The sequence below is a fragment of the Pseudoxanthobacter sp. genome (assembly GCF_036822375.1).
Classification (GTDB): Bacteria; Pseudomonadota; Alphaproteobacteria; order Rhizobiales; family Segnochrobactraceae; genus Pseudoxanthobacter.
On the sequence record NZ_DAISHT010000089.1, the window covers coordinates 1 to 13,699 of the forward strand.

Sequence of the window (13,699 nt, forward strand, 5' to 3'; positions counted from 1 at the left end):
GCGGGGCCGCTGAGCCCGCCGTTGCATTGCCGTCGAAGCCGTCTGTGGCATCCTTTGCGCGGTAACGGGCCAGTCTGCCGGCCCGTTCCACCACCGCATCGCTTGCCCGACCCGCGAGCAGCGCTGCATGTATCACATTTGTCAGCCCCAATGCCAAATCGATTTGGTCAGAGGCGAAGATTCCAAGACCCGGGACGGCGGAGAGCGAACCATAGCGCCGCATCACCACCGCCCGCATCTTGCGCACCCCGTCCGGCGCCGCATCCGACGCCGTGATCAGGGCCTTCACGCCGCCCCGCATCAGCGCCGTCTCCACCTTGGTGAAGCCGGTCACCAGCAGTCCGGCCTTGCGGGCCAGCGAGAGCGCCTGCAGGGCATCGCGCTCCAGAAGATGGTCGACCCGGTCCGCTAGGCCCGGTTCGACCGTCACCGCCTGCCGGAAGCCGCGGGCGAACAGGCGCCTGCGTTCCGCCTCTTCCACGGCCGCCCGGGTTGCCGAAACCCAGACGCCGCGGCCCGGCAGCACCCGTTTCAGGTCGGGCACCACGCTGTCATCGGGTGCCAGCACGAACCGGATCAGCTGCTCGGCCGGCAACGTCTCACGACTGACCAGACACTGCCGCGTCGCGGCTTCGGTTTCGCGCGCCATGTCCGGTCAGCCAGCTTTCGTCTGCAAGGCCTGCCGGCATCAGCCGGCGGCCTCGTCCTCGCCTTCGTCCTCGCCCTCGGCCACGTCTTCGGCCTCCGGCTCGGGTTCGATCCACCCGGCGACGATACGCGCCGCCAGAATGAGTTCCTCGGCCTCGGCACGCGACAGCGTGTCGGCGCCCAGAATGCCGGCATGACGCACGGTTTCGCCGTTCTTGCGCTCGCTCCAGCCGACGAGTTCGTCAGTGGCGCAGTCGGCCAGATCCTCGACCGTGCGGACGCCGCCCTTGCCGAGCGCCACCAGCATCGGCGTCGTCACGCCCGGCACGGTCTTCAGTTCGTCTTCCACGCCCAGCGCCCGGCGTTCCTCATCGAGCTTGCGCTCGATCTCTTCCAGATGCTCGCGGGCGCGGGCCTGAATCTCTTCCGCCGTCTGCTCGTCGAAACCTTCGATGGAGGCGATTTCCTCCGGATCGACGAAGGCCACTTCCTCCACCGAGGCAAAGCCCTCGGAGGCCAGAAGCTGGCCGACCATCTCGTCGACATTGAGCGCCTCGACGAACAGCTGGGTGCGCTCGGCGAATTCCTTCTGGCGCCGCTCGCTCTCTTCCTGCTCGGTCAGGATGTCGATATCCCAGCCCGTCAGCTGCGAGGCGAGGCGCACGTTCTGGCCGCGGCGGCCGATGGCCTGCGACAGCTGGTCATCCGGCACCACCACTTCGATGCGCTCGGCATCCTCGTCCAGCACCACCTTGGCGACTTCGGCCGGCTGCAGCGCGTTGACGATGAAGGTGGCCGGCTCCGGCGACCAGGGAATGATGTCGATCTTCTCGCCCTGCAGTTCCTGCACCACGGCCTGAACGCGCGAACCGCGCATACCGACGCAGGCGCCGACCGGGTCGATCGAGGAATCGCGCGAATAGACGGCGATCTTGGCGCGCGAGCCGGGATCGCGGGCGACCGACTTCACCTCGATGATGTTGTCGTAGATTTCCGGCACTTCCTGCGCAAACAGCTTGGCCATGAACTGCGGATGGGTGCGCGACAGGAAGATCTGCGGCCCGCGCTGCTCGCGGCGCACGTCATAGATATAGGCGCGGATGCGGTCGCCGTTGCGGAACACCTCGCGCGGGATCAGCTCGTCGCGCCGCACGATGGCCTCGCCGCGGCCGAGGTCGACGATGACGTTGCCATATTCCACGCGCTTGACCGAACCGTTGACGATTTCGCCGATGCGGTTCTTGAACTCGTCGTACTGCCGGTCGCGCTCGGCCTCGCGCACCTTCTGCACGATGACCTGCTTGGCCGACTGGGCGGCGATGCGCCCGAAATCCATCGGCGGCAGCGGCTCGGCGATGAAGTCGCCGAGCTGGGCAGCCGGGTTGCGGTTCTTGGCGTCGATCAGCTCGATATCGGTCGCCGGGTTCTCGACATGCTCCACCACCTGCAGCAGGCGCTGCAGGCGGATTTCGCCGGTGCGCGGATTGATCTCGGCGCGCACTTCGGTTTCCGAGCCGTAGCGCGAACGCGCGGCCTTCTGGATGGCGTCTTCCATCGCGGCAAGAACGATGCTGCGGTCAATGACCTTTTCACGGGCCACCGCATCCGCGATCTGCAGAAGCTCAAGCCGGTTCGCGCTGACAGCCATGGCTTTCCTCTCCGGGGGGACGGGGCGCCGCGCCGTTGGGGGCACCCGCGTCCAGATCAGTTCAGGTCTGCGTCGTCTTCGCCGGCGGCCGCCTCGGCAGCCGCGCGTTTATCGGCCCGAAGCGCCTCGGTCACGAGGGCATCGGTCAGCACGAGCCGGGCGTCGCCGACATCTTCCAGCGTCAGCCAGACGGTCTCGACGGGCTTCTCCGGCTGGGCAACGATCAGCGTCGGCTTGGGGGCGGAACGGCGCACCATCTTCGGGTGCGAACCCTTGCCCACACCCTTCACGCTGTCATCGAGCTTCAGAGCGAAGCGGTCGCCTTCGACGCCCGCCAGAACACCGCGGAAGCGCTTGCGGCCGTCATGGGCCACGCGCATCTCCACCTTGGCAAGATGGCCGGTCCAGCGCGCAAAATCGGTGCGGCGCACCAGCGGCCGGTCGATGCCGGGCGAAGAGATTTCCAAATGATAGGCTTTATCGATGGGATCGTCCACGTCGAGCGCGGGCGAAATCTCGCGGCTGATGGCCTCGCAGTCCTCAACCGTCATGGTGCCGTCGGGCCGCTCGGCCATGATCTGCAGCGTGCAGCCGTTCTCGCCGGTCACCCGCACGCGCACCAGACGATAGCCCAGATCCTCGATCACCGGCTCGACGATCGCGGCCACGCGCGCATCGATGCCGTTCTCGGTGATGAGACGCGGCTCTGCCACGCCGGCCGCCGGGGTGGCCTCGGTTTCGGGGGTGATGTCGGCGTTATCGCTCACGGCGGGGGCCATCTCCGGTCATGGCGGGCGGACCGCACGACAGCGGCGGCGCACCCGAAATCCTGCTTTCCCCCTGCCGGGCGCCCTTGCAGACAACGCCAAACGGAGCGGGCCCCGTCCGGGACCCACTCTCACTCGATCCTGCCGGACCCGAACGAGAAGGATGATGGCCGTCATATAGACCCCGGTCGCCGCTCTGGCAAGGAGAATCGGCACACCCTGGCCGCCACGGCGCCGCCGCAGCCGTGAACGAAGTCTGAAAGGGCCATTCAGGTCCGGTTCAGGCGCGCCGGCGCATTTCTTATGCCATCGACCGCACGGGACGCCAGACGAGCCCGGCTGCGGGTTCCCTTCCCGGAGGCCATTCGCCATGGTTCGCCCTGCCCTGCCCGCCCGTCGCTTCGGCCTTGCGGCCGCCGCAACAGCCGCCGTCCTGACCGCAAGCCTTGCCCTGACGACAGGCGTTGCCCTGACCACGCCGGCCGCCGCCGGCTGGAACGGCGACAACGGTGCCGGTGCCGATGCCGCCGCCGCGGCCGGGCTTGGCCTTGCCGCCGGCGTGCTGGTCGGCACGCTGGCCGGCGCTGCGCCACCGGCACCGGTCTACATGGCGCCGCCGCCGGTCTATGCCCCGCCGCCGGTCTACGTCGCCCCGGCCCCGGTCTATGTCGCGCCGCCGGTTTATGTGCGCCCGGCACCGCCGCCCTATTACGGCCCCGGCTACGGACGCCACGGGCACGGCTACTGGCGCGGCGGTCCCGGCTATGGCGGTCCCGGCTATGGTGGCCCCGGCTATGATGACGACGGCCCGCGCGGCTGACCCGGTTTCCGGCGACGGGTTTCCGCACACGCCGGCCCGCAGCCCCCGCCCGAACGAAAACGGCCGCCCGCAGGCGGCCGTTTTTTCGTTCTGCGCCGTGCCGGCCGGTGGCTTCAGCCCTGCTCCAGCCGCCGCACGACTTCGTCGAGCTGCTCCAGCGAGCGATAGCGGATGCGCACCTCGCCCGCGCCCGTTGCCTTGTGCGACAGGCTGACGGCCAGCCCGAGCGCATCGGACAGCCGCTTTTCCAGCGCCAGCGTGTCGGCATCCTTGGTGGCAACCGTGCGGCCCATGACGGCAACCGCCTCGGCGACCGGCGAAGACGCCAGCGCCTCGGCATCGCGCACCGTCAGATCCTCGGCAATGATGCGCCGGGCAAGCGCTTCCGGGTCCGGCGCGGTCAGCACCGCGCGGGCATGGCCGGCGGAGATGCGCCCGGCCACCACATGATCCTTCACCGGCTCCGGCAGCTTCATCAGCCGCAGCGTGTTGGCGACATGGCTGCGGCTCTTGCCGATCACCTGCGCAAGATCGGCCTGCGTGTAGCTGAATTCCGACATCAGCTGCTCGTAGCCGGCCGCTTCTTCCATCGGGTTCAGGTCGGCGCGCTGCACATTTTCCACGATGGCGATTTCCAGCGCCTCGCGGTCGGAAACATCGCGCGACAGCACCGGCACGTCGTGCAGGCCGGCGCGCTGCGCGGCCCGCCAGCGCCGCTCGCCGGCGATGATCTCATAGCGATCGGGCTCGCCGGCGACGGCGCGCACGAGGATCGGCTGGAAGATGCCGCGCTCACGGATCGAGGCCGCCAGATCCTCAAGATCGGCCTCGGCAAAGGTGCGCCGCGGATTGCGCGGATTGGGGCGCAGGAAGGCGGTCGGCACCCGCCGCAAACCGCGGCTGTGGTCGCGCTCCGGATCGCGGTTGAAGCCGGCATCGGTCGAGACATCGCCCATCAGCGCGGCCAGCCCGCGGCCGAGCCGCCTGCGCCCCTGCTCCTCACTCATGATTGTCCCGATCCTTCTCCGTTACCGTGCCGGCCGCGCTCAGGCGGCCTGACGGAAGCGCTTCTCACGCTGGATGATCTCCGAGGCAAGCCGCAGATAGGCCTGACTGCCGGAGCAGCGGATATCGTAGAGCAGCGCCGGCTTGCCATGAGACGGCGCCTCGCTGAGGCGCACGTTGCGCGGAATGACCGTCTCATAGACCGCTTCGCCCATGGTCTCGCGCACGTCCGCGACCACCTGATTGGCGAGGTTGTTGCGGGCATCGAACATGGTGAGCACGATGCCATGGATCGACAGGCCGCCGTTCAGCGCGCGCTTCACCTGCTCCACCGTCTGCAGCAGCTGGCTCAGACCCTCCAGCGCGAAGAACTCGCACTGCAGCGGCACCAGAACGCCGTGACCGGCACTCATGGCGTTGATGGTGAGCAGGTTCAGCGAGGGCGGGCAGTCGACCAGCACATACGTGTAGGCGAACTTGCCCGTGGCCTTCGCCACATGGGCCGCAATGGCATTACGCAGACGGAAAGTGCGGTCGCGCTCGGCGGCGATTTCCAGTTCCAGCCCGAGCAGGTCGAGCGTGGAGGCCGCCAGATGCAGGCGCGGAATGGCGGTCTCGATGATCGCCTCGCTGAGCGGCGCCTCGCCGATCAGCACATCGTAGGTCGAAACCCGCCGGTCCTTGCGTTCCACACCGAGGCCCGTGGAGGCATTGCCCTGCGGATCGAGATCGACGATCAGCACGCTCTCGCCGATGGCGGCCAGCGCGGTGCCGAGATTGATGGCCGTGGTGGTCTTGCCCACGCCGCCCTTCTGGTTGGCGATCACCAGAATGCGCGGCTCGGGCCGGCCGGCAGAAGACGGCCCGGCACCGCCTGCGCGGGACGAGGCGTCAAGGGCGTCAGCAGACATTGATGTCATGGTTCGGGCACTCCCGGGCGCCGCGGCGCGAGACTGCGAACAAGGGCGATCCGGCCTTCGCTGTCGGACCCGCTGCGATGTTCTGCCAGATCGAAACTCCACAGGGCATGAGCTTCGCACACTTCGCGGTCAAGATCCCGCCCTTTATGGAAAACACCCACCGCTCCGGCGGTCAGCAGCGGCGCGGCAAGCCCGAGCAGCTTGTCGAGCGGCGCCAGAGCGCGGGCGGAAACCGCCTCTACCGGCCCGGCCGGCGCAAAGCGCGCGCTGTCGGCCAGCACCGCTTCGATGCGGTCGGCGGAAACCGAGGCCGGCGCGCCGGTCTCGCGGATCGCCGCCTTCAGGAACGCAGCCTTGCGACCGTTCGATTCCACCAGATGGACATGGGCGCCCGGCGTCTCCGACAGCAGGATGGCCACCACGATGCCGGGAAAGCCCGCCCCGGAACCGAGATCGACCCACCGCTTTGCCCACGGTGCGGCATCCAGCACCGCGGCGCTGTCGGCGATGTGGCGGGTCCAGACATGATCGAGCGTTGCCGGGCCGACGAGGTTCTTGGCCTTCTGCCAGGCGCGCAGCAGCGCCACGCAGCGGGTCAGCCGCTCCAGCACCGCCGGCGAAACGGCACGACCGGCGGCAAACGCCTCCGGCCCCTCCCCGGCAACGCTCACGCGCCCGGCGGTTCGTGTCTCAGGCGGCATCGCGGCGGCCCTCACTGCGGCGGCGCAGATGCGCGAGAAGCAGTGTGAGGGCGGCGGGCGTGATGCCCTCCACCCGCCCGGCCTGAGCCAGCGTTTCCGGCCGCACCGCCATCAGCCGCTGCCGCACCTCGTTGGAAAGGCCGGTGATGGCCGTGTAATCGAGATCGGCCGGCAACGTCACTGCGGCATCGCGCTTCAGCGCCGCGACATCGGCCTCCTGCCGGTCGAGATAGACCGAATAGCGGGCGTCGGTTTCCACCGTCTCGGCCACGGCCGGCGGCAAGGCGCCGAGTTCCGGCCAGATCGCCGCAATGCGGGAGAGATCGATATCCGGATAGCTGAGCAGGTCGAACGCCGTGCGGCGCACACCGTCGCGGTTGAGCTGCAGGCCATGGCCGGCGGCCTGCTGTGGCGTCAGGCTCAGGGCTTTCAGCTGCGCACGGGCGGCTTCCAGCGCCGCCTGCCGGCCGGCGAAAGCCGTCTGTCGCGCCCGCCCCACCAGACCGAGCGCCACACCCTTCGCCGTCAGCCGTTCGTCGGCATTGTCCGCCCGCAGCTTCAGCCGGAATTCCGCCCGCGAGGTGAACATCCGATAGGGCTCGGAAATGCCGCGGGTCACCAGATCGTCGACCATGACACCGAGATAGGCTTCCTCCCGGCCGATCGTCACCGGCGCGCTGCCGCCCGCCACCCGCGCGGCATTGAGGCCGGCGAGCAGCCCCTGTGCCGCCGCCTCCTCATAACCCGTGGTGCCGTTGATCTGGCCGGCGAGAAACAGGCCGGCGCAGCGGCGGGTCTGCAGGGCCGGGGTCAGCTCGGTCGGATCGACGTGGGTATATTCGATGGCATAGCCGGGCCGCAGCACCTTCACATGGGCGAGCCCGGGAATGGTCTTCAGCAGCGCGTGCTGCGCATCCTCCGGCAGCGAGGTGGAAATGCCGTTCGGATAGACGGTGTCGTCGTCCAGCCCTTCCGGCTCCAGAAAGATCTGATGGCCGTCGCGGTCACCGAAGCGCACGATCTTGTCTTCAATGGAGGGGCAGTAGCGCGGTCCGCGCGAGGCAATCTCGCCGGAGTACATCGCCGAACGGTGCAGGTTGGCGCGGATCACGGCATGGGTTTCCGCCGTGGTGCGGGTGACATGGCACTCCACCTGCGGCGTGGTGATCGCTGCCGTCAGCGCCGAGAACGGCACCGGCGGCTCGTCGCCCGGCTGAGCATCCAGCCCGGCGCGGTCGATGGTGCGGCCGTCGAGGCGCGGCGGCGTGCCGGTCTTCAGCCGGCCGAGGCGCAGGCCGAGACGCCCGAGGGCATCGCCCAGCCCGACAGCCGGCGGCTCGCCCATTCGCCCGGCCGACATCTTGCGGTCGCCGATATGAATGAGACCGTCGAGAAATGTCCCGGTGGTCAGCACCGCCGCGCCGGTCGCCAGACGACGCCCGCCGGCGAGGATGACCGCCGCAAGGCGCCCGTCCCTCACCTCCAGATCGACCGCTTCCCCTTCGATCACCGTCAGGCCGTCGACCGCCGCGATCGCCGCCTGCATCGCCGCGCGGTAGAGCCTGCGATCCGCCTGCGCACGCGGCCCCTGCACGGCCGGACCCTTGCGGCGATTGAGAATGCGAAACTGAATGCCGCCCTGATCGGCGACGCGGCCCATCAGCCCGTCCAGCGCATCGATCTCGCGCACCAGATGGCCCTTGCCGAGACCGCCGATTGCCGGATTGCAGGACATCACACCGATGGTCGCCGCGCTCTGGGTGACGAGCGCAACACGCGCACCGGCCCGTGCGGCCGCCGCAGCGGCTTCACAGCCGGCATGTCCCCCGCCGACGACAATGACGTCGAACTGCCGCTCCACGGCGACCTCCGCAACAACGATGTCCTGCATGGCCTCCTTATTTACCCGAGGCGGCCGCGCGCGTCAAAAGGCAGCGGCCGGTTTCGTGTTTCACGTGAAACACGGGGGCGGAAGCCCTGCCTGCACCGGCGTGGTGTTTCACGTGAAACAGCGCCGCCACCGGCCCGGGCGAGCTCGACCCCGCCTGTCCGGCGGGGGAGCACGCAACCCATCGGAAGACGGCGCCGTTACGGAACGCCGTCTTCTGCCAGCAGTGTCGTCGATGGCCCTGCCGGGACATTCCGTCCGCCGACACTCTTTCACCCGCTGTCGCCGGGGATCAAGCCGGACAGAGCCGGCGCGGCGTCGGGCGCGGTGAGCCGTCCACCGGCGCGAATCGGGATGGTAAAGAAACGATTAACGATCCGGTCATCGTCGCTCGCCGGTCTCACTCGCCGGTCTCATTTGCCGATGCAGAACGACGAGAAGATCGCACCCAGCACCGTCTCCACACCGATTGCGCCCACCACCCGGGCCAGCGCATCGGCGGCGCGGCGCAGGTCCTCGGCTTTCAGTTCCGGCAGGCCGCCGGGCGCAAGAGCCCGGTCGAGGCAGCCGACGGCGTCTTCCAGCGCCGCGCGGTGGCGCGCGCGGGTCACGAGGGCATCCTCGCCGCCCTTCAGGCTTTCCGCTGCCGCTGCCGCCAGCGCCGCGACGAGATCGCCAACCCCCTGCCCCGTGCGCACCGAAAGGCAGCGGCGGGCCGGACCGGCCGCGCCGTCGCCGGCAAGATCGCTCTTGGTGGCGACCCGCCACAGCACGCTGCCGGCGGCAAGGTCGGCCGGCGGTTCCAGCACCGGGCCATCGGCGGGGTCGAGCCACAGCACCAGATCGGCGCTCCGGCCGCGATCCAGCGCGCGGCGGATGCCCTCCTGTTCGGCCAGCCCCACGCCATCGCGCAGGCCGGCCGTGTCGGCGATGGTCACCGGATAGCCGCCAAGATCGAGGTGCACCTCCAGAACATCGCGCGTGGTGCCGGCCTCGGCGGTGACAATGGCGACCTCGCGGGCGGCCAGCGCGTTCATCAGGCTCGACTTGCCGGCGTTGGGCGGCCCCATCAGCGCCACCTGAAAGCCGGTGCGCAGCCGCTCGCCGCGGCCGGCTTCCGCCAGCGCCGCTTCCAGATCCGCTTTCAGCGCGGCGGCCACCGCAAGCCCTTCCGCCTCTGCCGCCTCCGCCACATCGGCCTCGTCGGAAAAATCGAGGCTCGCCTCGATCAAAGCGCGGGCCTCGATCAGGCGTGCGCGCCAGCCGGCAATGCGGGCAGACAGCGCCCCCCCGGCCTGAGCCAGCGCCTGCACGCGCTGCGCCTCGGTTTCTGCCGCCAGCAGATCGGCCAGCCCCTCCACAGCCGCCAGATCCATGCGGCCGTTGAGAAAAGCGCGGCGGGTGAATTCGCCGGGTTCCGCCAGACGGGCAACCGCCGGCCCGCCCGCCGTCAGCGCCGCCAGCGCCGCCGCCACCACGGCGCGGCCGCCATGCAGATGCAGTTCGGCCATGTCCTCGCCGGTGGCCGTGCCCGGACCCGGCAGCCACAGCACAAGCGCGCGGTCGATGAGCCGCCCGGTGCCGGGATGGCGCAGCGCCCGCACCACAGCCCGGCGCGGCGGCGGCAGGTCGCGCCCGCTCAGGGCCGCCAGTGCCGGCCCGGCGGCCGGGCCGGAAAGCCGCACCACTGCCACGCCGGCCGGCAATGCCCCGCTCGACAGCGCCGCGATGGTATCCGCGGCCGGTCCGTGCGGTGCTCCGCTGTCCTCGGTCATGGTCAAACTTCCTGTTGCCGCGTCGGTGTGTCTGCGTCAGCTTTAGGCCATCACCGGCCGGCGATGAAGCACCCCTCGCGCGGCCCGACTGCGGCCGGTCCGCGCCGTCGTTCTGCCTGCCCGGAGCACCTGAGATGTCCGATCTGCCGTCCGCCGCCGGCAGCGTGCTGCCCGCCCGCAACCTGCTCGACCGGGCCGTCAGCCCGTATCTGCTGCAGCATGCCGCAAACCCGGTGCACTGGCGCGAGTGGGGGCCGGCCGCGCTGGCCGAGGCCGCCGCTCTGAACAGACCCATCCTGCTCTCTGTCGGCTATGCCGCCTGCCACTGGTGCCATGTGATGGCGCATGAGAGTTTCGAGAACCCGGCCATGGCCGACCTCATGAACCGCCTGTTCGTCAACATCAAGATGGATCGCGAGGAGCGGCCGGAGATCGACCAGATCTACATGTCCGCCCTCCACGCCCTCGGCGAACAGGGCGGCTGGCCGCTGACCATGTTCCTGAAGCCCGACGGCACGCCGTTCTGGGGCGGCACCTATTTTCCGCCCGCCGCGCGCTATGGCCGCCCCGGCTTTGCCGACGTGCTGCAGGCGGTGGCCCGCGCCTATGGCGAGGATGCCGAGGCGGTGCGCATCAACAGCGCCAGCCTCACCGCCATGCTGCAGGCACCGGCCAGGGCGAGCCCGGCTGTGCTGGATCGTGCCCGGCTCGACGAGGCCGCCGAACGCCTGCTGTCCGTTACCGACGCAGAAAACGGCGGCGTGCGCGGCGCGCCGAAATTTCCGCAGGCCCCCCTGCTGGAGCTGCACTGGCGCGCGTTCCGCCGCACGGGCGAGACCCGCCACCGCGACCACGTGCTGAACACCCTCGCCCATATCGTCAATGGCGGCATCCACGATCACATCGGCGGCGGCTTTGCGCGCTACTCGGTCGACCAGCACTGGCTTGTGCCGCACTTCGAGAAGATGCTCTACGACAACGCCCAGCTGATCCCGCTGCTGGTGTGGGCCTTCTGCGAAACCGGCGAACCGGCCTTCCGCCGCGCCATCGAGACCACCGTGGCGTGGCTCGACCGGGAAATGACCACCGCCGGCGGTGCGTTCGCCGCCAGTCTCGATGCGGATTCGGAAGGCGAGGAAGGCCTGTTCTATCTGTGGACCCCGGCCGGCGTGGCCGCGGTTCTGGGCGACGATGCCGGCCGGTTCTGCAGCGCCTTCGACATCCGCCCCGGCGGCAATTTCGAGGGCCGCTCCATTCCCAACCGCCTGCACACCGGCTTTGCCGACGAGGCGGAAGAGACGGCCCTCGCCCCGCTGCGCGCCCGCCTGCTGGCTGAACGGGAAAGCCGCGTGCGCCCGGCGCGCGACGACAAGGTGCTGGCCGACTGGAACGGCCTTGCCATTGCGGCGCTGGCGGAAGCCGGCATGGCCCTCGGCCGGTCAGACTGGATCGCCCGCGCCGCAGCGGCCTGGCAGGCCGTTGTTGCCGCGCTGGAGGTGGACGGCCGCCTTGCCCATGCGGCGCGCGCCGGCCGGCGAACCTTTCCGGGGCTGTCCGGCGATCACGCGGCCCTCATTCTGGCGGCGGTGCGGCTGGCGGAAGCGACCGGCTCGGCGGCCTGTCTGGAACACGCCCGCCGCTGGGCCGATGTTCTGGAAACCCGCCACCGCCTGCCCGACGGACGCTATGCGCTCAGCGCCGACGATGGCGGCGCGCTGATCGCGCGCCTTGCCTCCGGACAGGACGACGCCACCCCGAGCGGCAATGCGCTCGTGGCCGAGGCGCTCGTGCAGCTCTGGCTCGCCACCGGCGAGACGATGTTCCGCGACCGCGCCGACGACCTGATCGCCGCCTTCAGCGGCGAGATTCTGGCCGGCGTATTCGGTCACGCCGGCCTGCTCAACGCCCTCGACAGCCGCCTTGCGGCCGTGCAGGTCGCCGTCGTCCGTCCGGCCGGCGCGCCGCCGGCAGCGCTGACCGAGGCCGTGCGCACCCGCCCCCGGCCCGGCCGGTCGGTGGCTTTCGTCGCCGCCGACAGCCTGCCGGCCGGTCACCCGGCCCACGGCAAAGGCCCCGCCGGCGGGCGCGAGACCGCCTATGTCTGCCGCGAGGGCGCCTGTTCGCTGCCGGTCACGGAGCCGGCGGCCCTCGCCGCCCTGCTGGCCTGAACGCCGCAACCCCGCCGTCCCGCCCGCACCCCTTGCCCTGGCGGCAGAATCTGATTTTCTCTTGCCCGTGCCGCAGCGGACCCGCCAGATGCGAGGCAGCCAGATACAAGACGGCCGGGTGCAAAACCGCCGGAAAACCGATCGGAAGGGATGAAACCGTGATGACGACTGCTGTACCGGCCGGCCGCCGGTCTTCCTCCTGCGCGCCCCGGCTCCGCCTGCAGGCTCGCCGCCGCGCCGGGCTCGTTATCCTCGGCCTGTCCCTTGCGGCCGGTTCCGTTCTGCCGGCTGCGGCAGAAGACGAAACGACCGTTACCCTGCCGCTGGCTCAGGATTCCATCGCCTCGATCGCCAATATCATCACGGTCACCGTCGGCGGCGGCAATCCGGCGCCGCTGGCCTTCGATACCGGATCGAGCGGGCTGCGCATTCAGGAATCCATGATCGGACCCGGCGTGCGCAAGACCGACCGCCGCATCACCGGCCAGTATCCCGACGGCACGGTCGTGGAGGGCTATCTGGCCTATGCGGTGATCGGCTTTCCCGGCGGCAGCGGCCCGGCGACGACGGATCGCGAAGTGCCTGTCGAGGTCATCACGTCCGTGCGGTGCGGCGCCTTTTCCGCCAGTTGCGCGGGCGTTCCGGTCGGCACCGTCGGCTATTTCGGGGCCGACTATCGCGGGCAGGACGGGCTTTCCAATCCGTTTCAGGCGCTGCCCGGCAACCTCGCATCGGGCTATGTGATCGACGTAACCGACAGTTCCAACCCGTTCGTCGATGTCGGACTGACGCGCGGCAATGCCGGCGATTTCGATTTCCAGACGATCCCGCCCGGCAGCGGCGCCACCGTGGACGGCGCCCGCACCTGGGCCACCGACGCACTGGAGGCCTGCTACACGCTGGATACCATGGGGCCCGCCTGCCAGCCGGTGCTGTTTGCCAGCGGCGCCATGGGCGTCACCTTCGCCCTGCCCGGCTACGACCCGCAATATTTCTCCGATCCCGCCGGCAACGTCACGCCGGGTAACACCGTCCAGATGCAGATCGGCTCCGTCATCAGCCTCGATCTGGAGGCCAACGGCGATCTTCGCGATCAGGATCTGGTCGTCGTGCCGCGCGCGCCGACATCGGTTGCCGGCATGCCGTTCTTCCAGCACTACGCCGTCGCCTTCGATGCCCGCGAAGGCCGCATCGGCTTTCAGGACGGCGACTGAGCGCCACAAGACGCGACATCCTGACTCACAGCCCCGCAACCGGCCTCAGAAGGCCACCAGCGGCCGATTCCGGCAGGACGATAAATCCATCGGACCGGATTCGCGCCGGCCGCTGACGGGCTTCTGAGAGCCTCGCCTTTGAAGA

At 69.8% G+C, this 13,699-nt stretch carries 11 protein-coding genes; 3 read left to right on the forward strand and 8 right to left on the reverse strand.

The window, feature by feature from the left end:
* The 3 genes from V7067_RS10120 to rimP all read right to left on the reverse strand — a co-directional run.
* Nucleotides 1–649 (reverse strand): RNA-binding protein (locus tag V7067_RS10120; RefSeq protein ID WP_334175775.1); only part of this gene is annotated, 649 nt, incomplete at its 3' end.
* A 39-nt stretch (nucleotides 650–688) separates the two neighbouring features.
* Nucleotides 689–2,296, reverse strand: a complete 1,608-nt coding sequence (nusA, locus tag V7067_RS10125) for a transcription termination factor NusA (RefSeq protein ID WP_334175776.1) — start codon at nucleotides 2,294–2,296, stop codon at nucleotides 689–691.
* Nucleotides 2,297–2,352: 56 nt separating this feature from the next.
* Nucleotides 2,353–3,075, reverse strand: coding sequence for a ribosome maturation factor RimP (gene rimP / locus V7067_RS10130; RefSeq protein WP_334175777.1), 723 nt, complete (start codon nucleotides 3,073–3,075; stop codon nucleotides 2,353–2,355).
* Between the two features lie 358 nt (nucleotides 3,076–3,433).
* Between rimP and V7067_RS10135 the strand changes: the two genes are divergently transcribed.
* On the forward strand, nucleotides 3,434–3,883 hold the full coding sequence (locus tag V7067_RS10135; RefSeq protein WP_334175778.1) for a hypothetical protein: 450 nt from the start codon (nucleotides 3,434–3,436) through the stop codon (nucleotides 3,881–3,883).
* A gap of 113 nt (nucleotides 3,884–3,996) precedes the next feature.
* Here V7067_RS10135 and V7067_RS10140 read toward each other — a convergent pair whose 3' ends face one another.
* The 5 genes from V7067_RS10140 to mnmE form a co-directional block, all read right to left on the reverse strand.
* Nucleotides 3,997–4,890, reverse strand: coding sequence for a ParB/RepB/Spo0J family partition protein (locus V7067_RS10140; protein WP_334175779.1), 894 nt, complete (start codon nucleotides 4,888–4,890; stop codon nucleotides 3,997–3,999).
* Nucleotides 4,891–4,929: 39 nt separating this feature from the next.
* Nucleotides 4,930–5,799, reverse strand: a complete 870-nt coding sequence (locus V7067_RS10145) for a ParA family protein (protein WP_334175785.1) — start codon at nucleotides 5,797–5,799, stop codon at nucleotides 4,930–4,932.
* Between the two features lie 5 nt (nucleotides 5,800–5,804).
* Entirely contained in the window at nucleotides 5,805–6,479 is a 675-nt protein-coding gene (gene rsmG, locus V7067_RS10150; protein WP_334175780.1) for a 16S rRNA (guanine(527)-N(7))-methyltransferase RsmG, read from the reverse strand.
* A gap of 19 nt (nucleotides 6,480–6,498) precedes the next feature.
* Complete coding sequence (mnmG, locus tag V7067_RS10155; RefSeq protein ID WP_334175781.1) at nucleotides 6,499–8,400, reverse strand: tRNA uridine-5-carboxymethylaminomethyl(34) synthesis enzyme MnmG; 1,902 nt, start codon at nucleotides 8,398–8,400, stop codon at nucleotides 6,499–6,501.
* A 410-nt stretch (nucleotides 8,401–8,810) separates the two neighbouring features.
* Entirely contained in the window at nucleotides 8,811–10,172 is a 1,362-nt protein-coding gene (gene mnmE, locus V7067_RS10160) for a tRNA uridine-5-carboxymethylaminomethyl(34) synthesis GTPase MnmE (RefSeq protein WP_334175782.1), read from the reverse strand.
* 134 nt (nucleotides 10,173–10,306) lie between these two features.
* On the opposite strand from mnmE, the gene V7067_RS10165 reads away from it, so the two are divergent.
* Both V7067_RS10165 and V7067_RS10170 read left to right on the forward strand, forming a co-directional pair.
* On the forward strand, nucleotides 10,307–12,340 hold the full coding sequence (locus V7067_RS10165; RefSeq protein ID WP_334175783.1) for a thioredoxin domain-containing protein: 2,034 nt from the start codon (nucleotides 10,307–10,309) through the stop codon (nucleotides 12,338–12,340).
* 161 nt (nucleotides 12,341–12,501) lie between these two features.
* On the forward strand, nucleotides 12,502–13,554 hold the full coding sequence (locus V7067_RS10170) for a hypothetical protein (protein ID WP_334175784.1): 1,053 nt from the start codon (nucleotides 12,502–12,504) through the stop codon (nucleotides 13,552–13,554).
* Nucleotides 13,555–13,699 lie beyond the last annotated feature (145 nt).

Bases quoted from the DNA above. Each gene is read 5' to 3' on its own strand.
- nusA (WP_334175776.1), bottom strand. From the start codon at position 2,296: ATGGCTGTCAGCGCGAACCGGCTTGAGCTTCTGCAGATCGCGGATGCG.
- rimP (WP_334175777.1), bottom strand. From the start codon at position 3,075: ATGGCCCCCGCCGTGAGCGATAACGCCGACATCACCCCCGAAACCGAG.
- V7067_RS10135 (WP_334175778.1), top strand. From the start codon at position 3,434: ATGGTTCGCCCTGCCCTGCCCGCCCGTCGCTTCGGCCTTGCGGCCGCC.
- V7067_RS10140 (WP_334175779.1), bottom strand. From the start codon at position 4,890: ATGAGTGAGGAGCAGGGGCGCAGGCGGCTCGGCCGCGGGCTGGCCGCG.
- V7067_RS10145 (WP_334175785.1), bottom strand. From the start codon at position 5,799: ATGTCTGCTGACGCCCTTGACGCCTCGTCCCGCGCAGGCGGTGCCGGG.
- mnmG (WP_334175781.1), bottom strand. From the start codon at position 8,400: ATGCAGGACATCGTTGTTGCGGAGGTCGCCGTGGAGCGGCAGTTCGAC.
- mnmE (WP_334175782.1), bottom strand. From the start codon at position 10,172: ATGACCGAGGACAGCGGAGCACCGCACGGACCGGCCGCGGATACCATC.
- V7067_RS10165 (WP_334175783.1), top strand. From the start codon at position 10,307: ATGTCCGATCTGCCGTCCGCCGCCGGCAGCGTGCTGCCCGCCCGCAAC.
- V7067_RS10170 (WP_334175784.1), top strand. From the start codon at position 12,502: ATGACGACTGCTGTACCGGCCGGCCGCCGGTCTTCCTCCTGCGCGCCC.